Annotated in this window: 19 protein-coding genes; 8 read left to right on the top strand and 11 right to left on the bottom strand. The window is 35.0% G+C overall.

Going from position 1 to position 19,762, the window contains the following annotated elements; genetic code table 11:
• Window positions 1–103: 103 nt before the first annotated feature.
• Both ACQUQZ_RS18410 and ACQUQZ_RS18405 read right to left on the bottom strand, forming a co-directional pair.
• On the bottom strand, window positions 104–673 hold the full coding sequence (locus tag ACQUQZ_RS18410; protein WP_435356554.1) for a hypothetical protein: 570 nt from the start codon (window positions 671–673) through the stop codon (window positions 104–106).
• A gap of 134 nt (window positions 674–807) precedes the next feature.
• Entirely contained in the window at window positions 808–2,070 is a 1,263-nt protein-coding gene (locus ACQUQZ_RS18405) for an aminotransferase class I/II-fold pyridoxal phosphate-dependent enzyme (RefSeq protein WP_435356553.1), read from the bottom strand.
• A 279-nt stretch (window positions 2,071–2,349) separates the two neighbouring features.
• Between ACQUQZ_RS18405 and ACQUQZ_RS18400 the strand changes: the two genes are divergently transcribed.
• Both ACQUQZ_RS18400 and ACQUQZ_RS18395 read left to right on the top strand, forming a co-directional pair.
• Window positions 2,350–4,539, top strand: a complete 2,190-nt coding sequence (locus ACQUQZ_RS18400) for a penicillin acylase family protein (RefSeq protein WP_435356552.1) — start codon at window positions 2,350–2,352, stop codon at window positions 4,537–4,539.
• Between the two features lie 36 nt (window positions 4,540–4,575).
• The gene (locus tag ACQUQZ_RS18395; RefSeq protein WP_435356551.1) at window positions 4,576–4,983 is read left to right on the top strand and encodes a DUF6855 family protein; all 408 of its coding nucleotides are present in this window, start codon (window positions 4,576–4,578) and stop codon (window positions 4,981–4,983) included.
• Window positions 4,984–5,040: 57 nt separating this feature from the next.
• Here the strand turns inward: ACQUQZ_RS18395 and ACQUQZ_RS18390 are convergent, their stop codons facing one another.
• Window positions 5,041–5,733 (bottom strand): TetR/AcrR family transcriptional regulator, encoded by a 693-nt coding sequence (locus tag ACQUQZ_RS18390; protein WP_435356550.1) that lies wholly within the window; start codon window positions 5,731–5,733, stop codon window positions 5,041–5,043.
• A gap of 124 nt (window positions 5,734–5,857) precedes the next feature.
• On the opposite strand from ACQUQZ_RS18390, the gene ACQUQZ_RS18385 reads away from it, so the two are divergent.
• Genes ACQUQZ_RS18385 through ACQUQZ_RS18370 form a run of 4 tightly spaced genes read left to right on the top strand, consistent with a single transcriptional unit; the run spans window position 5,858 to window position 11,037 of the window.
• Window positions 5,858–7,510, top strand: a complete 1,653-nt coding sequence (locus ACQUQZ_RS18385) for a peptidase domain-containing ABC transporter (RefSeq protein ID WP_435356549.1) — start codon at window positions 5,858–5,860, stop codon at window positions 7,508–7,510.
• A gap of 58 nt (window positions 7,511–7,568) precedes the next feature.
• The gene (locus ACQUQZ_RS18380; RefSeq protein WP_435356548.1) at window positions 7,569–8,894 is read left to right on the top strand and encodes an HlyD family secretion protein; all 1,326 of its coding nucleotides are present in this window, start codon (window positions 7,569–7,571) and stop codon (window positions 8,892–8,894) included.
• Between the two features lie 5 nt (window positions 8,895–8,899).
• Window positions 8,900–10,309, top strand: a complete 1,410-nt coding sequence (locus tag ACQUQZ_RS18375; RefSeq protein WP_435356547.1) for a TolC family protein — start codon at window positions 8,900–8,902, stop codon at window positions 10,307–10,309.
• Window positions 10,310–10,365: 56 nt separating this feature from the next.
• Window positions 10,366–11,037, top strand: a complete 672-nt coding sequence (locus ACQUQZ_RS18370; protein ID WP_435356546.1) for an NUDIX domain-containing protein — start codon at window positions 10,366–10,368, stop codon at window positions 11,035–11,037.
• A 54-nt stretch (window positions 11,038–11,091) separates the two neighbouring features.
• Here ACQUQZ_RS18370 and ACQUQZ_RS18365 read toward each other — a convergent pair whose 3' ends face one another.
• The 6 genes from ACQUQZ_RS18365 to ACQUQZ_RS18340 all read right to left on the bottom strand — a co-directional run bounded on the left by ACQUQZ_RS18365 (window position 11,092) and on the right by ACQUQZ_RS18340 (window position 17,157).
• Window positions 11,092–12,549, bottom strand: coding sequence for a Gfo/Idh/MocA family protein (locus tag ACQUQZ_RS18365; protein WP_435356545.1), 1,458 nt, complete (start codon window positions 12,547–12,549; stop codon window positions 11,092–11,094).
• A gap of 342 nt (window positions 12,550–12,891) precedes the next feature.
• Complete coding sequence (locus ACQUQZ_RS18360; protein WP_435356544.1) at window positions 12,892–13,602, bottom strand: hypothetical protein; 711 nt, start codon at window positions 13,600–13,602, stop codon at window positions 12,892–12,894.
• A gap of 56 nt (window positions 13,603–13,658) precedes the next feature.
• The gene (locus ACQUQZ_RS18355) at window positions 13,659–14,399 is read right to left on the bottom strand and encodes a hypothetical protein (RefSeq protein WP_435356543.1); all 741 of its coding nucleotides are present in this window, start codon (window positions 14,397–14,399) and stop codon (window positions 13,659–13,661) included.
• A gap of 50 nt (window positions 14,400–14,449) precedes the next feature.
• Entirely contained in the window at window positions 14,450–15,523 is a 1,074-nt protein-coding gene (locus tag ACQUQZ_RS18350) for a dipeptidase (protein ID WP_435356542.1), read from the bottom strand.
• A 58-nt stretch (window positions 15,524–15,581) separates the two neighbouring features.
• Entirely contained in the window at window positions 15,582–16,607 is a 1,026-nt protein-coding gene (gene thiL / locus ACQUQZ_RS18345; RefSeq protein ID WP_435356541.1) for a thiamine-phosphate kinase, read from the bottom strand.
• 115 nt (window positions 16,608–16,722) lie between these two features.
• A complete protein-coding gene (locus ACQUQZ_RS18340) occupies window positions 16,723–17,157 on the bottom strand; it encodes a hypothetical protein (RefSeq protein WP_435356540.1) in 435 nt (144 codons plus the stop codon).
• A 322-nt stretch (window positions 17,158–17,479) separates the two neighbouring features.
• On the opposite strand from ACQUQZ_RS18340, the gene ACQUQZ_RS18335 reads away from it, so the two are divergent.
• Both ACQUQZ_RS18335 and ACQUQZ_RS18330 read left to right on the top strand, forming a co-directional pair.
• The gene (locus ACQUQZ_RS18335) at window positions 17,480–17,716 is read left to right on the top strand and encodes a cytochrome b5 domain-containing protein (RefSeq protein WP_435356539.1); all 237 of its coding nucleotides are present in this window, start codon (window positions 17,480–17,482) and stop codon (window positions 17,714–17,716) included.
• Window positions 17,717–17,812: 96 nt separating this feature from the next.
• On the top strand, window positions 17,813–18,055 hold the full coding sequence (locus ACQUQZ_RS18330; RefSeq protein ID WP_435356538.1) for a hypothetical protein: 243 nt from the start codon (window positions 17,813–17,815) through the stop codon (window positions 18,053–18,055).
• Here the strand turns inward: ACQUQZ_RS18330 and ACQUQZ_RS18325 are convergent.
• Window positions 18,042–18,869: a hypothetical protein gene (locus ACQUQZ_RS18325; RefSeq protein ID WP_435356537.1), complete on the bottom strand. Its 828-nt coding sequence runs from the start codon at window positions 18,867–18,869 to the stop codon at window positions 18,042–18,044. The two genes, ACQUQZ_RS18330 and ACQUQZ_RS18325, sit on opposite strands and share 14 nt — an antisense overlap.
• Window positions 18,870–18,933: 64 nt before the next feature.
• Window positions 18,934–19,734, bottom strand: coding sequence for an MOSC domain-containing protein (locus tag ACQUQZ_RS18320; protein WP_435356536.1), 801 nt, complete (start codon window positions 19,732–19,734; stop codon window positions 18,934–18,936).
• Between the last annotated feature and the right edge of the window lie 28 nt (window positions 19,735–19,762).

The following is a 19,762-nucleotide window of genomic DNA, read 5'->3' as shown; positions in this document are numbered from 1 at the left end:
ATAAAACAGTTATCGAGTACCTTTCATTTCAATGGTATCTGCAACAATTATTTTGATACAAAAATATATTAATGAGTATCTATAAGAAAAATCTCTTATCAAATTAAAATCGAATTCCCATGTTTATTCCCGCTCTGAAATCAATAGGTCCATGATCTGGATAATAGCCAGAATTATTCAATACACGCCCAATATCAGTTGTGAAACTAAATGATAACTTTCTTTTCCAAACCAATTTATATCCTAATCCAAAACCAGCAATTAGAGCATTCACATTTTCTGTTCTATAAATAGTTTGATAGCTATTATCAACAAAATCAAGTCCATAACTGTATTTGTACTTTCCTTTTGTGAATTTCATAAAAGGAGATACAAAAAAGCCTGCGTTCTGTTTTTTTTCTGAAAAATAAAAATTGTACTGTGTTTGTAAACTAAAGAGCTGATTATTTTCAGAAAAATCACCATAGTTGGTGTCAAGGAAAAACGTTTTTACAGTTATGGATTGATTGTTATCAATAAATCTTTCATAACTAATTGGCAAAACGCCTCCGATGACTAATTCGAAGGCGTTTATGCAAATTTCGTTTTTATTTACTTTTACTAATTTGGTTGTATCGATTTGAGCGAAAACCAATGATGGTACTAACATCATTATTAAAATGGTTTCTTTCATAATAGAACTACGATTGACAAATTAAGTAAAAAGACTTATCTATATTAAATTTGGTAATTCGTAAATACTTGATAAAGAATTGTTTTCATTTCAACCACAAAGCCCTCTAAATCAGTTATTTATTTAGCACCGTATTAAGCTAATGTCATTGGTGCATATTCGCCCGCTTGTAATTTGGCTTGTACTTGTTCAAAACAATTCATTGTATATTCTACATCTTCAAGCGTATGAACAGCCGTTGGGATAATTCTGAGCATAATTACACCTTTTGGAACAACAGGATAGATAATTACCGAACAGAAAATACCCATGTTTTCACGCATATCACGAATCAAGTTTGTGACAGTTGGAAGGTCATAATTGCCATGTAAGAATACAGGTGTTACAGGAGAAGTAGTTTCGCCAATATCAAAACCACGATTACGGAAACCTTCTTGTAAAGCGTTTGCTATTTTCCAAAGATTGTCTTTCAACTCAGGGTGTTTTTTTATTAATTCCAAACGCTTCATTCCTCCCAATACATAAGGCATAGGCAATGCCTTAGCGTATGTTTGTGAACGCATATTATATTTTAAATACATTACTACATCAGGATCGGCTGCAATAAACGCACCGATAGCTGCCATTGATTTAGCAAACGTACAGAAATGTAAATCTACTTGATCTTGTACTCCAAAATGTTCAGGAACTCCTGCACCTGTTTCGCCCATTGTACCGAATCCGTGAGCATCGTCAACCAAAAGGCGGAAATTAAATTTCTCTTTGAAAGCTACAATTTTATCTAAACTTCCAACTTTACCTGACATTCCAAATACACCTTCAGTAATTACCAAAATACCGCCGCCTTGTTCGTCAGCTAATTTTGTGGCTCTCACCAAGTTTTTTTCAAAACTTTCCATGTCATTATGGGCAAATTGGTAATATTGTCCACCTTTGGCTTTATGTAAACGAATACCATCAATCAAACAAGCATGGCATTCAGCATCAAATACAATCACATCTTTTCTATCAACGATACACTCAATAACAGACATGACACCTTGATAGCCATAATTCAACAAAAAAGAATCTTTTTTTCCTACATATTCAGCCAACTGCTTTTCAAACTGTTCATGTAAATCAGTATTTCCTGTCATCATTCTCGCCCCCATTGGATAAGCCAAACCATATTCAGCAGCAGCTTCTGCATCTGCCTGACGAACTTCTGGGTGATTTGCCAAGCCAAGATAATTGTTCAATGACCAGTTGAGTGTTCTTTTCCCGTTGAAATCCATATAAGGACCAAGTTCACCCGTCAATCTTGGAAATGAATAATAGTGATGTGAGTTTAGCAGTTTTGCTTGCGTTCCGATTGGACCTAAATTGTTGAGAGCTTTATCAAAAATATCTTGTGCCATTATAATAAAGGGTGTTTTATAAGTAGTCCACGGACAATGGTCAGCAGTCCACAATATTTGACTATAATTTTGTGCAAAAATAAGGTTTTTTTAGTAGGAAAACAAATGATAAAGGTGCATCAAAAGAGTAGAGAAATTAAAATTATAGGGAGTAATGGCATATTTTGTAACACAATTCTCTGAATTGTGTTATTGATTAAATTACAATTCAGAGAATTGTTTTACAAAGTTGCAAGGAAATTTGTATGTTTGTTCAACAAACTCATCAATCAAACCCTTATGAAAGCACTGCTTCTATTAACCATATTTTCTTTTTCATTATCAGCTCAAAAAGCAATAAGATTTACGCCAACCGAAATCACTCGCTATCAACAACAAGCCAAACGTGTGAATATTATTCGAGATAATTGGGGAATCCCACACGTTTATGGAAAATCAGATGCAGATGCAGTTTTTGGATTGTTATATGCTCAATGCGAAGATGATTTTAAGCGTGTAGAGATGAATTATATTGAAAAATTAGGCAGAATGGCTGAAGTAAAAGGCGAATCAAGCCTTTATGATGATTTACAAATCAGATTATTGATTGATACCACCGAGGCAATTGCCGACTATAATAAAGCCGAACCTTGGATGAAAAAATTATTGAATGCCTACGCTGATGGTATCAATTATTATTTATATACGCATTCAAGTACAAAGCCAGCGATGCTTACTCGATTCAAACCGTGGTATCCACTTTTATGGACTGATGGAAGTATTGGTGCAATCAACACAGCTGATATCACAACTGCTGAGTTAAAGAATTTTTATTCGGGAGATAAAATTACTTACACTACCGAACCAAAAGATCCTGAAAATCAAACTGGCTCAAATGGTTTTGCCTTTTCACCTAAAATTACTGCTTCTGGCAATGCAATTTTGTATATAAATCCGCATGTAACATTTTATTTCAGACCAGAAGTACAAGTAACAAGCGAAGAAGGCTTGAATGCTTATGGTGCAGTAACTTGGGGACAAATGTTTGTCTATCAAGGTTTTAACGAGTTTTGCGGTTGGATGCACACTTCGTGCAATGTTGATGTGTCAGACGTTTATGCTGAGAAAATTACGCAGAAAGGAGAGAAGTATTTTTATGAATATGACAAACAATTAAAGCCAGTTACCCAGAAAAAAATAAGTATTAGCTACAAAGAAGGTGAAGTTTTGAAAACCAAAACTTTCACGACATATTTTACGCATCATGGTCCAATCATGGCTAAACGCAATGATCAATGGATTAGCTTGAAATCGTATAATCGTTCGATGACAAGTTTGATTCAAAGTTGGAAACGGACAAAAGCGAAAGGTTTCGAGGATTATAAAAAAGTGATGGATTTGCGAGCGAATACATCAAATAGTACTGTTTTTGCCGATAATAAAGGGAATATAGCTTATTGGCATGGAAATTTTGTGCCTGTGCGTGACCGTAAATTAAATTGGGCGAAAGTAATCGACGGAAGTACATCAACTACTGAATGGAAAGGTTTGCATACTGTGAATGAAACGGTTCATGTTTATAATCCTGCGAATGGTTGGTTACAAAACTGTAATTCTACACCATTTTCGGCAGCAGGGGAAATGAGCCCGAAGAAGACAGATTTTCCACCTTATATGGCTCCTGATGGTGAAAATTTTAGAGGGGTGAATGCCGTGAAAGTTTTAGACAAAGAAAAAAGTTATACCATTGAGAAAGTAATTGCAGCGGGATATGATACCAATTTGGCTGCTTTTGAAGTTTTGATTCCTGCATTAGTTAATGTTTTTGAGAAAAATGTAAAATCTACTGATACGCTTTATGCAGCATTGAACGAGCCAATTGCTGAATTGAAAAAATGGAATTATCATTCGTCAGAGACTTCGGTGGCTACCACTTTGGCGATTGAATGGGCAGGTAAATTAAGTTCAATTTTACAAAAGCTATACATTGATGAAGGTGAAACTGACCAAGTAGAAAACACGAAACGATTTGCCGCTTCAGCCACGGCAGAGCAAGTTTTGCCGCCATTATTGGCCGTAGTAAATGATTTAAAAAAGAAATATGGGAAATGGCAAATGCCTTGGGGAGAAATCAATCGTTATCAAAGGGTTTCATCAGATATTCAACAAAAATATGATGATACCCAACCAAGTGTGCCAGTGGGTTTTGCTTCTGCATTATGGGGAATGTTGCCTTCTTATAATAGTCGCTATTATCCATCTACTCAAAAACGCTACGGTGTAAGCGGTAATAGTTTTATATGTGCAGTTGAATTTGGACCAAAAATCAAAGCAAAGTCATTGTTGGCAGGTGGCGAAAGTGGCGATGTTACGTCTAAACATTTTAATGACCAACTAGAAATGTACACCAAAGGCAAATTCAAAGATGTACTTTTCTACAAAGAAGATGTGCTGAAAAATGCCGAACGCACTTATCATCCTGGGGAGTAAGATTAAAGGGAAATAGTTCATTAAATATCGAAGAAAATGAAAGACCAAATCGGAACAAAAGAAAGCCCAATGGCATTAAAAACGCCGCCTTTAACATCGTCATACACCATGCACGTAGCCGAAAAAGATGGTAAAGAAATTTTGGTTTGCACGGTTGGCTCAACGATTTTGCATTATGATATTCGTTGTATCCATGATTTGCACGAAATGCTCAAGCAGTACGGTGATTGGATGGAACTTGGCTCGGCTGATGAGCAAAAGCCAGCCAAAGAAGGTACAGTTGAGGCATGGGGACGCTCGGAGTCGAATCCCGTTGGTGGTTGGTATGGCTTGAAAAAAGGCTTTCGTGGGCGTTTTGGAATGTATGTGCCGCCTTTAATGGAAGCCTTAGGCTTAGTAGAATTAGAGCATAATCCAAAGAATAATCGAATGCGTGCCAAGTAATATTTTTGAGCGAAAACAAAGAAAAATATATTCTTTTTTTTCGCTTTTTTGGTAGATTTAACCCAAAACCTTAAAAAGCAAATCTTCTAAGTAATTAGTGGTAAATTCTTTGCTATTTTCGGTATTTATATCGGTAAGTTTTGGTAAAAAATCACTGAAAAATTGCTGGTGATGTGCCGTTTCAATAAGTGTACTGCTCAATGACTTTGGATATTGATAGTTTGAGTTGTATGCACTTATGACCTCTCCAATCTTTGCACATAAATCTTTATAAGGTTTAAAAACTTCATTTTTATTTATTTCGGAAACTTCTTTTACCAAATAAACTTTGCTACTTTCGGTAATAACAATTTGGTTCAAAAACTTCTTATTATAATCGAGTTTGCCTACACTTTCAGGCAATTCATGCGTAAGCAATTGAATAATTGCTTTTAATTTTGCTTTAGTATCATTTACATTTTGTAGCTGAAATAATACTAAAAACTCCATATACGACCAATACCAATTTAAAATATAAAGTAATAGACGGTGTTTATTTTCAAAATAGCGGTAAATTGTAGCCTCAGTGGTTTTCATTTCCACAGCTAACTTTTTGAATGTAAAATGCTCAAAACCAAGCTCATAGATGAGGTCAATGGCATTTTTTACTATTTGCTTACCTAGCTCGCTACTTTCGGGGTCACGTAAATAAATCTTTTCGTTTACCTTAAATGTTACATGAAAATCCATCCTTACAATATTTTTTGGCAAAAGTAGTAAATGTTTTGTTAATAATAGTAATATATTTATTTACATTAGAATTACATTAGAATGTGATAGTAATACTATTATATAGAAAAGTGTTCGTATCTTTGTATCAACAAATAAAAATAATATGGCAGAAAAAACAAATCCAATCAAGCGACTTTGGGATTTAATCTATATCGAAAAGAAAGAAATTACATCAATCTACTTTTATGCAATATTGAGTGGATTAGTGCAACTGAGTGTGCCAATTGGTGTTCAAGCAATCATTGGTTTTGTGTTGGGGGCTTCGATGGTTACATCTATTTATGTTCTAATTTTTGTGGTTGTGCTTGGTGTACTGATGGTGGGTATTATGCAAATGAACCAAATGAAGATTATTGAGAAGATTCAGCAAAATATTTTTACTCGATATGCTTTCGAGTTTGCCGAAACCATTCCACGATTCGATTTAAAAAAAGTAGATAACTATTATTTGCCAGAAAAAGTCAATCGCTTTTTTGATACATTAAATGTACAAAAAGGTATCTCAAAACTCTTATTAGATATTCCTATAGCCAGTATTCAAATCATTTTTGGTCTTGTTTTATTGTCATTATACCATCCAATATTCATTGTTTTTGGACTTTTACTATTGTTTATTTTGTGGTTTATTCTGAGTTTTACAAGTAAAAAAGGATGGTCAACGAGTTTGGAAGAGAGTGCCTATAAATATGAAGTGGTAGCTTGGCTGGAGGAAATTGCGAGGGTAATCAAATCTTTCAAGTTTAGCCAAGGGACACACTTAAACTTACAGAAAACTGATAAAAATGTATTAGGTTATCTCAAAGCACGTACGGCACATTTCAATGTACTCTTAGTTCAATACCGGACTTTAGTGTTTTTTAAAGTGGCAATTACCACTACGATGCTCACCGTTGGTACCTATTTATTGCTGAGCCAACAATTAAATATTGGGGAGTTTATTGCTGCTGAAATCGTTATTTTGAGTGTGATTGCTGCTGTTGAGAAGCTAATAGGAAGCTTAGATAGTGTTTATGACGTAATTACAGGTTTAGAGAAATTAGCTTCTGTAACTGAAACTCCCTTAGAAAAAGAAGGTACTTTGCCTTTGAATACCTTAAATAATGGAGTAAGTATCAAAATATCAGATTTTAATTTTCAATACCTTGATGGTAAAAAAGCTCTCACTAATATTAATCTGACAATTCCTGCCAATAGTAAAGTATGTATTTCGGGGCATGAAGGTTCGGGTAAATCTTCACTTTTGAGGGTTATAAGTGGCAATTTTAGTGACTTTTCTGGGTCAATTCTCATCAATAATATTCCTATCGGTAATTATCAATTGGAAACTTTACGCAACAAAATTGGCATATATCTCAATCAACAAGATATTTTTAGAGGTACAGTTTGGGAAAATATTAGTTTGAACAGATATAAGATTGTACCTGAGAATGTAACTAAAATAGCTGAAAATCTCGGTATTCAGAGTTATTTGGACACCTTACAGCAAGGATTTGAAACCCAAATAGATTCAGCAGGAAAAAAATTGCCCAGTACCATTGTGAAAAAAATCTTGTTGCTGAGAGCATTTGCTAATGAACCGAATTTGTTGCTTTTAGAAGAACCATGGCAAGGGTTGGAAGAAACTGAAAAAGAAAAGATGATTAATCATTTACTAAATATGGTTCCCAACACCACAATCATAGTAGTAAGCAATGATGAAGCTTTTGCTCAAAAATGTGATTATCATTTTCATTTAGAAAATGGGAAAATAGTATAAAATATACAGCTAAAAAAATCCTCCATTAGGGCAGTCCGATGGGTCGGTTAAGGATATTATGAAATATAAAATACAATCATTCGACAATGTTTATCGCAGCGATAGACAAAGTACAGTAAAATATTGGTTTACGGGTATCATGCTGTTTTTGGCGGTGATACTTTTTTTACCGTGGACTCAAAATATTAAGGCAAAAGGCACCATCACAACGCTATATCAAGAGCAACGCCCGCAAGATATAAACTCTCCGATTCCTGGAAAAATCATGAAATGGTGGGTAAAAGAAGGTGATTTTGTAAAAAAAGGTGATACAATCTTACAAATTTCTGAAATAAAAGAAGATTATCTAGATCCAAACTTAGTTGGCCGAACACAACAACAAGTTGAAGCCAAGAAAGGAACAATCAACTATTACCAAAGTAAAATTGCGACAGTTGCCTCTCAAATTGAAGCATTGAATAGTGCAAAAAAACTAAAAATTGAGCAACTTAATAACAAATTAAGGCAATTGGATAATAAGCTTGCTGGCGAACGTGCCGAGCTACAAGCAGCAAACAACGAGTTTGTTTTGGCAAAAGACCAGTACGAGAGACAACAGAAAATGTTTGATGATGGGTTGGTATCACAGACTCAATTACAGCAACGCAATTTGTCTTATCAGAATGCCCTTGCTAAGAAGATAATGGTAGAAAACAAATTGGCTCAAACCCAACAAGAAGTGACCAATGTGAAAATTGAGCAAAATAGTGTTGAACAGGAATATACAGAGAAAATAAGCAAAGCTGAAGGTGAAAGATTTCAAAGTATGAGCCAAATAGCCACTGGACAAGGCGATGTGGCAAAACTCGAAAACCAAGTAACCAACTATACAATACGTAACGGAATGTATGTGATTCTTGCTCCGCAAGATGGACAAATCATTCAAGCAAAAAAATCAGGTATTGGTGAAATTTTAAAAGATGGCGAACGCATCGTGGTCATTGTACCAACACGTGTGAATTATGCCGTTGAAATGTATGTTCGTCCAGTGGACTTACCGCTGATAAATGTTGGGCAAAAAGTAAGGTTTATGTTTGATGGTTTTCCTGCAATCGTTTTTAGTGGTTGGCCCAATACCAGTTATGGTACTTTTGGTGGTAAAATCGTAGCTTTTGAGAATAATATTAGTCCAAATGGCTTATTTAGAGTGTTGGTTGCTGAAGACACCACAGATAGACAATGGCCAGCCCAAATCAAAATTGGTAGTGGAGCTTCGGCAATTTCATTGCTAAAAGATGTGCCGATTTGGTACGAGTTATGGCGAAATATCAATGGCTTTCCACCCGATTATTACACTTTAGAAGAGCCAATATCGAAAGATGGTGACAAAGCAAAAACCAAATAAATTCTATGCTAAAAAAACAGTTTTTAATATATTTCATGTGGTTTATCGCACTTAGTAGCCAAGCTCAGGATGCGATCAAAACTTTAAATGCTGAGCAAGTTTTGGCTTTGGTAAGGGAGTATCACCCCATTGTAAAGCAAACGAGTATCGAAATCGAGAAATCAAAAGCCGAAATTACTGTAGCCCGTGGAGCTTTTGACCCGATTTTGAGTAATTACGTAGCCAGTAAAACTTTCAGTGGTACTAATTATTACAACGATTTTTTACCAGAAATAAAGATTCCGACTTGGTATGGCATTGAATTATCGGGTGGTTTAGAAAACTTGACGGGAAATCGCCTTGATCCTTCTTCAACTGCTGGAAAAACCAGTTATTTAGGTGTAAGTATTCCATTAGCAAAGAATTTAGTGATTGATAAGAGAAGGGCATTTTTGCAGCAAGCAAAAATATTCAATACGATGGCCGAAGTCGAGCAGCGTGCTATAATTAATGATTTATTGATGAGTGCCGTTGAATCTTATTGGAATTGGGTAAAAGCATATCAAACCTTTGTAGTTGTTCGGAATAATGTCGAAATTAACCAAAAACGGGTAGAATTTGTCAAAAAGTCATTTATTAATGGTGAACGAGCTGCCATCGATACTGTCGAAGCAGTGGCACAATTACAGAGTTTTCAATACCAACAAAACCAACATTGGGTAGAATTTCAAAATGCAGGTTTACAACTTTCGGCCTATTTATGGAAAAGCAATAATGAACCATATATGTTGCCCGAAACTGTAATTCCGCAAGATGGATGGGAAAACGAAACGAATATTCTAAATTTCAATCTAATCTTGCCAGATTTGCTTACTTTGGCAGAAAATAATCATCCAGATTTAAGATTATATGATTTCAAATTAGATGTTTTGGGCATAGATAAGAAACTGAAATTTCAGGAATTATTACCCAAAATTGATTTCCGATATAATCAGTTAAATAAAGGATTTAATTTTTTAGAAACAGCTTCGGCAGGACCATTATTTCAGAATAATTTTCAGTATGGCTTAAAAATGGAAGTTCCGCTACGCTTTTCTCAAGGGCGAGGTGAATACAAAAAAGCAAAACTTAAAATCGAAGAAACAACCCTCGACCAAAATCAAAAAAAGCTGCAAATTGCATTAAAAGTAAAGAGTTATTATAATGAATTTTTGAATTTAAAGGCTCAAATAGCTCTGCAAAGTAATAATTATAGCAATTATCAAGCTTTAGTTCGAGCTGAAGAAACCAAACTTTTGAATGGAGAAAGTTCACTTTTTTTAGTCAATAGTCGAGAAAATAAAGCTTTGGATGCTTTAGAGAAATTGGTAGAATTGAAAACCAAATATTATAAAACTATTTACTCTTTACAATGGAGTGCAGGTTTATTGCAATAATTTAGCAAGTGAGCTTATCTTTGTGAAAAAAAACATCAGAAAAATTAGCCTCACTCATGCAAGAAAAACTCGAAGATGCACACAAATTTAAACTTTGGAAAAATAATTTAATAGCCAATGGTTTGAAAATCAATAAGATAGACGAACATTTTACTCGCCGACGTTACAATGGGGAAGTGCTTTTTTCGCTTCTTATGCTTGATGCCGAAACACCTGAAGGCGATAAAATTCCACCAATATGTTTTCTTAAAGGCGAAGTAGTATGTGTTTTGATTTGCTTAGTTGATAAAGCTACCAGAGAAAAGTACTTACTTTTAGTCAAACAACGTAGAATTGCCGAAGGAGGATTTACCTACGAACACCCTGCTGGAATGGTTGATGGCACAATGACTCCATTGGCTATTGCCGTGCAAGAAGTTAGAGAAGAGACAGGATTAGAAATTTCAGAGAATCAGCTCATGGATTTGTCAGGAAAAAGAACTTTTCCAGCAACAGGTACAAGCGATGAGGCCGTTTATTTGTATGGATGTGAAATAGAAATGACGGGCGAAGAAATAGCCGCTATGAATAACAAAGAAATGGGTACTGAATATGAGTTTGAGCGAATCACAACACACGTAGTACCATTTTTAGAAGGACACCGATTGATTAATAATACGAATGCTCTATTATTAAATTACCTGTATTTGACCAAAGTTAGAGATTTTGAACTAATGAGTAAGCTATAAAAAATGAGTTCTGAGTTGAAAAACGACTCAGAACTCAGCACTCTAAACTCAGAACTAAACAAGTTTCCAACCTTCACGATACTGACGTTTCACAAATTGATTTGCTTCGTCGAAGTTTGTAATTTGCATATTTGGTCCATCCCAGATAAGTTTTTTACGACCATCGTAGTTAAAACCATTTTTGCCATTCGATTTTCTAAGCATATAACTACGAATCGCCAAATTACCCATAATAACCGTTTCAGTCAAAGGCCCTGAATAATCAAATGATGAAGATAAAGCTTTGTGAGCAGCACTGCCAAAGCCAGCTTTGCAAGCCTCAGCCCACGATGCTTGATGTCCGTGTTCAGGAAGTGGTTTAAAATCAGGATCTGGTTTTGGTGTATCTATTTTTTCACCATTTTTTAAGTAAATTTTTGGTGTATTTCCGTAGGTTCCGCAAGTCATTACACCTTTCGTTCCAATCATCAACACACCATTGCTACTATCAGCTTCAGCTAATGGTTCGTTGGCAGGAATCCATTCTGGGTGGAATGGTCTGATACCTCCATCAGTCCAAGTCATTGTTACTGGTGAGTTATTACGCTTTGTAGCTGGGAATTTCAACTGTACATTTGAAGATGGAGGACAGCCTTCTGGATTATATTCAGCTTGCCAATCTTTCAAAAATACTTGTCCAACACTACATTCTACTTCTGTTGGATAGCCTAAACCTAATACTCTGAAAGCAGGGTCAATCAAGTGACAACCCATATCGCCTAAAGCACCTGTACCGAAATTCCACCAGCCACGCCATTTGAATGGGTGATAAAGTGGGTGATAATCAACCCATTGAGCTGTTCCTACCCATAAATCCCAATCTTGGGGCGTCATTGATTCAATCAAAGGCGGTTTGTCGGTCGGAACAGGGGAACCTTGTGGCCAAACAGGGCGGTTAGTCCAAATATGTACATCGCTTACTTTACCAATCAAACCTTTATCTAGCCAATCCATCATAATTTTTTGTGTAGGATTAGATGAACCTTGATTTCCCATTTGTGACACGATTTTGTATTTTCTTGCACCTTCAGTCAGAGTACGTGCTTCGTAGATGTCGTGTGTTAATGGTTTTTGTACATAAACATGCTTGCCCAGTTGCATAGCAGCCATTGCTGCTACAGCATGTTGGTGATCAGGAGTTGAAATGGTTACGGCATCAATATCGCCTTTCATTTCCTCCAACATTACTCTAAAATCTTTGTAGCGTTTTGCATTAGGGAACTTATCAACACTTGCTTTTGCACGGGCAAAGTCAACATCGCAGAGAGCTACTACATTGTTTACCCCATTATTATAAGCATTTGCAATATCTGATGCTCCCTTGCCTCCTGCTCCAATCGAAGCGATATTCAATTTATCGCTTGGAGCAATAAAGCCTTTACCTAATACATGTCTTGGTACAATAAAAAAGCCACTGGCAGCAATCGCCGAGCTTTTAAGAAAATTTCTTCTGGTTGTTGATTTATCTTGCATTTTAAATAGAGTTGAATAATTGAATTCAAATTTAACAAAAAAAAAATTAATACTACATCAAGAAATTATACTAAAACTTAATGTACTTACAATAGATACTTAAAGGCATAATGTATAGACTATTGGTGAAAACAAAAAGATTTAAAAAATGGCATTTTTCCTCATCATTAAGCTTTTGTTTTATCCACAAAACATTTCTGAGCAAGAATACTTTTTGAATTTTGGTGAATGTTGAAGAGTTAATCTTACTGAAAAAAAAAACTATATAAGTATAAAATTGGTAGATTTTTGCAACAAAAAAGCGAACCACATCAATGGTTCGCTTTTTTGTCTAAGAATTTCTTATTTGCATGAAGTAGTATATTCTAATAAATGCTTGTCGAAATTTACCCAACGATGATCGTCTTTGATTTTCTTTAATAGCTCAGGACAACTTTTATAAAGGTTCAAATATTCGTCGTCATATTCTTTTTTCTTGATTCGTTTGGCTACATTATTACCTACTTGTACGTAGTATGATTTATCATCTCCGCCAGCCAATGTGAGACTACCAACACCAAATCTCATTGATTCTTGTGCCAATGGGTCATGAAAAACTTTGATTTTACTCGAAAACGAAGGGTTTACCATTTGCATCAATAGTTCTTCGGTATCTTTTTTGATTTTAACTTTTACTTTTTCAAAATACCCATAACCTTTATTGATAATGTCCATATTCACATCATTACTTTTCCATTTTTGAGCATTAAATGATTGTTCAAGCTGACTGTTTAATTTATTAAAACCGCTTGCTGGCAAATACATAGTTTTGATGTCTTTCGGCTCAAAAGTTTTCTTTTTCTTTTGTCCTGTTGGCAAAATGGTAACTTCTTCAATGAGACCTTTTTTGCGATCAAGGTCATCAATTGTACCTTCTACTTTTGTCCCATTTTCAAGATAAATATAAGCTATTTCTTTTCCTGAGAAGCGATCAAAGGCAGGAATGAATGTTTGGGCAAAAGAGGTCAATGAAAAACAACTAAATGAAGCAATACATAGTAAAGTTTTCTTCATAAATATAAAAGGTTTATTAATTTGAATTTTTAAAGTAAAAGTTTTTTTACAAAAATTTATTTGATAGCTTCAAATAAATTTTCTTTAGCCTCAATATCTGATAAAGCATAGCCAGTTTTGAGGTCATTGATGACAATCGTTACTGGCCCAAGTTTGTGTTGGGTAGCCATGCTTACACCAGTTTTAGTTTTTGTCCACTTTTCCCAAGTAGCTTCAACACCACCGATGGGAATAATTTTTACCCATAATTTATATTTTAATGGTACTCCAGTTTTATCCAAAAACCATAAATATGAATCACCTGGAGTGACGCCTCCCGAAGCATAAGTTACCAAAAGTGCTTCAGAATCGGCAGTTTTTACTATTTTTCTTGTAGTTCCTTCATCAAAAACCTTAAAGGGAGCTATCAACCAAAAAGAATCATTACAGAAAAATTTCCATGCTTGTCCTCTGAGTACATCTATTTCTGAATCGGTAATTTCCTTTTCTTGTTTATATGCTTTGCCTTTATTCCACTCTTTGAGGTTCAACAAAACTTTGTTTTCATTCCAAGTTATTTGCACCATTTCATTTTTTTTATCCCAAACATATTGATGCCCACCTTTATATCCCCAAGTTATTACATTTGTACTATCCCAAGCAGTTTTGTTGAGAGCAGTTTGCATATTTTTAGCCATCTCATCAGCTTTTGCAGGGTTTTCACCAATTGGCAATTTCTCATTCAAGAAAAAATAAGCACCCAATAATAAAAAGGCAAAAACTGCGATAATGTAAAGAAGGATTTTGATGATTTTCATTGGGGAGTGCCTGTTTAAAGATTTTTAATTATGATTTTTTTTAATACTGATTAGCTCCAAGCCTTTCTCAAAAAACTCAACCAATTACCATGGAAAATATTCTCAATATCAGTTGAAGAATAACCTCTTTTGGCAAGTAAACCTTGCAATTTTTGCAAATCGGCAATAGTTTCGAGGTCGGTTGGAGTTTGTTCTGTACCGAAACAACCATCCAAATCACTGCCTATGGCAATATGGTTAGTATTTCCTGCAATTTGGCAAATATGGTCGTAATTATCAATCAATTTATTGAGCGTAACGCCTCGTTCTTGTGGTGTATCTTTTCCTCTTGTCCAGTTTGGAACGAGCATCCAAGCATCCAAAACTCCGCCAATGACAGCCCCACGGTCAATCAAAATCTTGATTTGTTCATCAGTCAATTGTCTTTGATAATCAACCAATGAGCGGCAATTATGATGACTTGCCCACACATTTCCTTTGAATAAATCCAATGCTTCTGTAAAACCTTCATCAGTTAGGTGCGTAACGTCCAAAATCATATTGAGTTTGTCCATTTCCTGCACCAATTCACGTCCCATTTTGGTTAAACCGCCTGACATCGTTGTGCCTGGAGCATAACGTCCTGGCCCATAATGAGCTGGGCCACAGGCACGCAATCCATAAGCATACGCTTTTTCTAAATAAGAAAGATTGACCAAAGAATCGGCCCCTTCAAGACTTAAAATATAACCAACAGGTTTGGTTTCATTGGCAATACTTTCGTCATTCCAAAGTGCTAAATGCTTGTCAAGTGCTTGTAAATCAGTGATTTGAATCATTTCTCCCAAATCTTCCATTGCTTTATACCAAGCTAATTGAGCTTGTGTAATTCCCCAAGCAATTTCGGGAGAATTATATCCTGGTAAAACACTGTCAGGTGCTACGTAGCGAGCCAATTGCGTAGCAACTACCAAACCGATATTTCCTTTACGAAGTTCGGGAAGGGAAGCCACACCGTTGCCACGGTCGGGTTTGTCGGTCATTCCCTTTTCACGTTCTCGAATCTCGAAAACTGGTTTTCTATAATCACGATTCCACTCAATGGCATTCATCGCAATGTCTAAATGAGCATCTACTATTAGCATGGGTTTGTAGGTTTAAACCTGTAAGGTTTAAAAAAAACTTGCAGGTTTTGACAATGAGTTATTTCTCCAAATGATTCCAACCTTGTGCTTTGATAGCAGCAGTTCCGCCACTGGTCAAAGCCAATTCAACAGTTTTATTAGCAGTCATATAGCCAATAGGAAGTACATCTGACAAATTCTTTATTTTCTCAAAATCAGCTTGTTTTACTGTAAATAAAAGCTGATAATCTTCTCCGCCATTCAAGGCAGCAGTGATTGGACTAATATTAAATTCGGTAGCAGTAAGCATTGTTTGGTCTTCGATAGGTAGTTTGTCTTCGAAAACCATCGCACCCACGCCAGATTGTGTGCATAAGTGCATGAGTTCAGATGCTAAGCCATCTGAAATATCAATCATTGAAGTTGGCACAACGCCCAATTCATTGAGTTCATGAATTATATCAGTTCGGGCTTCTGGTTTAAGCAATTTTCCGACGATATATTCTTTTTCTTGCAATTCTGGCTGCATTTCAGGGTTGGCAAGATAAACCTGCTTTTCTCTTTCTAATACTTGTAAGCCAAAATAAGCTGCACCTAAGTCACCAGTTACGCACAAAATATCGTTTGGTTTTGCTCCATTTCTATAAGCAATTTTGTCTTTTTCAACAAAACCTGTTGCTGTTATTGAAATAACAAAGCCAGAGCGAGAAGCAGCAGTATCGCCTCCAACTAAATCTACTTTATAGTCTTCACAAGCGAAGCGAATTCCCTCATAAAGTTCATCAATGGCTTCAACTGAAATACGATTACTGAGTCCGATGCTCACAGTTATTTGTTTGGCGATGCCATTCATTGCCGCAATATCTGATACATTTACTGCCACAGCTTTATAACCCAAATGCCGTAAAGGTGTATAAGAAAGGTCGAAATGAATGCCTTCGAGTAGCATATCTGTCGAGACAAGCATGAATTTATCACCTACATCAATCACTGCTGCATCATCGCCAATGCCTTTGATTGTTTCGTGATTTTGTGATGTGAATTTTGAACTGATTCGGTCAATTAAGCCAAATTCGCCAAGAGTATTAAGTTCTGTTCTTTCCATGATGCAAAATAAACCATGATTTTTATGATTTTCACTAACGAATCTGAAATAATGTGTTAAAAACAAAAAAGGTGAACTTTTCAGCTCACCTTTTTATGAATATTTTCAGCGAAAATTAAGGATTTACCAATGAATACTCGTTGATAGTGCCACCTGTTTTTTGGCTGGCTGTGGTACGAGTTATTTTCAATTCAGTATCTGTTATCGAATTGATTGTAAAGGTAATTGTTCCACCTGTACCTGTTGGAACAGGGTTTAAGTTTTTTAAAACCAATTGGGTGTCGCCAACTAATTCATATTGACCAGTAAATGTATTTCCATCGGCTTCTTTTAAAGTAACAGAAGGAGCAATAAGTAAATTAAGTGTAAAACTTGAATACCCTGGTTTGGTATTAGATGCAGCTCCTTTGGTATAAACAGTTGCACTTCCTTCTTTAACGATATTAGCTGTCCAAGTTTTTTTTATTTTTTCAGAAACAGGTACAGTTTTGTCTTTACAAGAAAGGGCAAAAAAACTAAATGAGACAAGGAGTATGGCAATTTTTTTCATAGAAAATATATGATTAATAAAATGTTTAACGATAAAATTAAAACAACTATATAGAGCCGTTTTATAGGCAGTTTGACAGATTGTCAGCAAATATGGTTTAAATATAAAAGAAAAAAAAATCTTGTATAATAGTATTGACGTTTTTTTTCTTGAAAACGTTGCTAAAGCTTTCAAGAAAAACGATTTTGTGCCAAACTTTGTTGTTTATTTTCCGTTAAACTTTACGACCTTTGTCATAAAATAAAAAAAATGATAAGATGAATAGTATTTGAGTTCTAATAACTTCATCAACTCAATCGGCATTTAACATAATTATCAAACTTTGAAAGAATATACAAGAAATCAGCTTGCATTAAGAAATGGCCAAGACAAAGATGATATTTGGGTAGCCTACAAAGGCATTATTTATGATGTCACTCAGTCGAGATTGTGGCGAAATGGAAAGCATTATGAGCATTGGGCAGGACAAGATTTGACCGAAGAAATTGGCGATGCTCCACACAATGAAAATGTTTTTGAGAAGTTTAAAATTATTGGAAAATTAGCCAATCGTGTATAGACGAAAGGCTAAAGATATTTCAATATTAGCACATTAAAATTTTAAATATAACAACAAAATTATCTAACGTCGTTTGTTGACTATTGACTTACTATTATGAAACTCATCGAATCTCTTATACTTTTTGCAAGTTTAGCATTACTTATTATGTTTGTTGACCAAGCACTATACAAGCATGTTTCTCTCAAAGATAGTTATTTCTTTTTAATGTTTTCGGTCGCAGGATTTTTCTATTACACCTATCGCCGTGGACTTAGGATTATGAAAGAAAAGAAAGAAGAAGAAACAAACAAAGAAGTAAAATCTAAGAAAATCGAAGATAGACTTAAAAGAAAATAAGTAGTATCGGTAACCAAAACACCATTTCGCCAATCCAGCGATAACTTTCATTTTTGGTAAGTTTGGCTTGGAAAATATAAGTCAAAACCGAGCAAATTGTCATGAGCGTTTCGATAAATAGTACTTTCTTCGTTATCAATGAAGCGTCAAAAATATTACAAAAGATAATGAAACTACAGATGCTTATGATTAGATAAGTACAATTTTTACTACCCAATTTGCTTGCTAAATTCTTTGTTTCTGGATATAATTTTGCTTCATGAAATGAAAAGATCAAAATGCTTTGATGTACAAGCAAAAAGAAGTTGAAACCAACTAAATAGTCAATTACCCCTAAATTTTGCTTCATACTAAATGCACTCCCGACAACTGATAGTGTATAAAGAATGGCCGTAAAAATTTCTTTAAAATACTGATAGTTAGCTTTTTGCGAAGTTTCCTTTAGTATAATAAAGTAAATTATTAGAAAAACTGACAAACCAATTCCGAAGTAAATAACTCTAATGGGTAAAAAGAAAACTAAAATAAAAGCAATAATGAAAAGTATAATGATTGTTATTTGAAGATAGTATTGATATTGAAAATGAAATTGATGTCGAGTATCTTTTGGGTTAGATTTGATATTATCGAGTAAACGATCTAATATATAAATAATCCAAGTGCAGATCCCTAAAATTAATAGAGCTGGCAAATTGGGTTTTGTCATCCCATCGGGTATTTGCCAAAACATCCAACTGCTAATAACAGCTCCCACAACCACATCAAGACTCAGATAATGGAGGTTTTTTAGAAAATTATTTTTGTATTTACTCATTCGTTTTTGTTATTCATAATTGAATGAATAACCTTTTTTAGACTCAGAACTCAAGACTCAGCATTTAGAACTTAATTAGGTCTCCCACAGAAATTTTTCCTGTTTCCACTACTAACAAATTTTGACCAAATAAAATTTTATTACCAAAATTACGATATTGATTCAAAGTTTTAAGTGGCTCTTTTCCTTTTTCGGCCGTTTCGGGGTTGATGGTCGTCATCACACATCTGGCACATGGCTTGACGCCAACTAATTTTGCTTCACCCACTGTAAAATATTTCCAATCGTCTTCTTCGTGTGCTTGACCGCCTGAAAAAACCAAATTTGGACGAAAACGTTTCATTTCAACCTTTTCATCCAAGCGTTCATTCAAATTATCTAAACTTGCCTGGCCGATAATTAGAATAGGATAGCCATCTGAAAAACTCGTATGCTCTTCTTTTGTGATGGAATAACGTGGATCGGTCAATCGAATAGAATCGTCAGGCTGATAAAATAAATGACATTTTTTACCTAAAATCACCGAAAACCAAGCATCAACTTCATCACTTACTCTCACAGCATTTACAATATCATCCCAAATGGTGATTTTTTGATAGTCAGATGTTTGTGGTGAAAATGGAACCGTTAGCGGAGTATTTTCTTTAAGACGATGGCTCACATGCAATCCATCAGATTCAATGCTTACGTCAATCAATGCCATTTGTTCGTTTTCTCTTTGTGTGATAAAACGATTCTCTTCGTCGGCAAGTACCCAACGACGGTCATGTTGGAGTCCACGCTCCTCAACAATAACACTTTGGAGTGAAATTCCCCCTAAAGATTTTATAGGATAAATAGTGATTTCTGAGATGATTAAAGGCATAATTTAAAGCATTTTATAGAAATACAAC

It is taken from the genome of Emticicia sp. SJ17W-69, assembly GCF_051209875.1.
Taxonomy (GTDB): domain Bacteria; phylum Bacteroidota; class Bacteroidia; order Cytophagales; family Spirosomataceae; genus Emticicia.
Note: the sequence above shows the minus strand (reverse complement) of the source record. Positions and strands in the feature narration are given on the sequence as shown.

Excerpts from the sequence above, each read along its gene's own strand:
- ACQUQZ_RS18410 (WP_435356554.1), bottom strand. The coding sequence starts at position 673 with ATGAAAGAAACCATTTTAATAATGATGTTAGTACCATCATTGGTTTTC.
- ACQUQZ_RS18405 (WP_435356553.1), bottom strand. The coding sequence starts at position 2,070 with ATGGCACAAGATATTTTTGATAAAGCTCTCAACAATTTAGGTCCAATC.
- ACQUQZ_RS18400 (WP_435356552.1), top strand. The coding sequence starts at position 2,350 with ATGAAAGCACTGCTTCTATTAACCATATTTTCTTTTTCATTATCAGCT.
- ACQUQZ_RS18395 (WP_435356551.1), top strand. The coding sequence starts at position 4,576 with ATGAAAGACCAAATCGGAACAAAAGAAAGCCCAATGGCATTAAAAACG.
- ACQUQZ_RS18385 (WP_435356549.1), top strand. The coding sequence starts at position 5,858 with ATGGCAGAAAAAACAAATCCAATCAAGCGACTTTGGGATTTAATCTAT.
- ACQUQZ_RS18380 (WP_435356548.1), top strand. The coding sequence starts at position 7,569 with ATGAAATATAAAATACAATCATTCGACAATGTTTATCGCAGCGATAGA.
- ACQUQZ_RS18375 (WP_435356547.1), top strand. The coding sequence starts at position 8,900 with ATGCTAAAAAAACAGTTTTTAATATATTTCATGTGGTTTATCGCACTT.
- ACQUQZ_RS18370 (WP_435356546.1), top strand. The coding sequence starts at position 10,366 with ATGCAAGAAAAACTCGAAGATGCACACAAATTTAAACTTTGGAAAAAT.
- ACQUQZ_RS18365 (WP_435356545.1), bottom strand. The coding sequence starts at position 12,549 with ATGCAAGATAAATCAACAACCAGAAGAAATTTTCTTAAAAGCTCGGCG.
- ACQUQZ_RS18360 (WP_435356544.1), bottom strand. The coding sequence starts at position 13,602 with ATGAAGAAAACTTTACTATGTATTGCTTCATTTAGTTGTTTTTCATTG.
- ACQUQZ_RS18355 (WP_435356543.1), bottom strand. The coding sequence starts at position 14,399 with ATGAAAATCATCAAAATCCTTCTTTACATTATCGCAGTTTTTGCCTTT.
- ACQUQZ_RS18350 (WP_435356542.1), bottom strand. The coding sequence starts at position 15,523 with ATGCTAATAGTAGATGCTCATTTAGACATTGCGATGAATGCCATTGAG.
- thiL (WP_435356541.1), bottom strand. The coding sequence starts at position 16,607 with ATGGAAAGAACAGAACTTAATACTCTTGGCGAATTTGGCTTAATTGAC.
- ACQUQZ_RS18340 (WP_435356540.1), bottom strand. The coding sequence starts at position 17,157 with ATGAAAAAAATTGCCATACTCCTTGTCTCATTTAGTTTTTTTGCCCTT.
- ACQUQZ_RS18330 (WP_435356538.1), top strand. The coding sequence starts at position 17,813 with ATGAAACTCATCGAATCTCTTATACTTTTTGCAAGTTTAGCATTACTT.
- ACQUQZ_RS18325 (WP_435356537.1), bottom strand. The coding sequence starts at position 18,869 with ATGAGTAAATACAAAAATAATTTTCTAAAAAACCTCCATTATCTGAGT.
- ACQUQZ_RS18320 (WP_435356536.1), bottom strand. The coding sequence starts at position 19,734 with ATGCCTTTAATCATCTCAGAAATCACTATTTATCCTATAAAATCTTTA.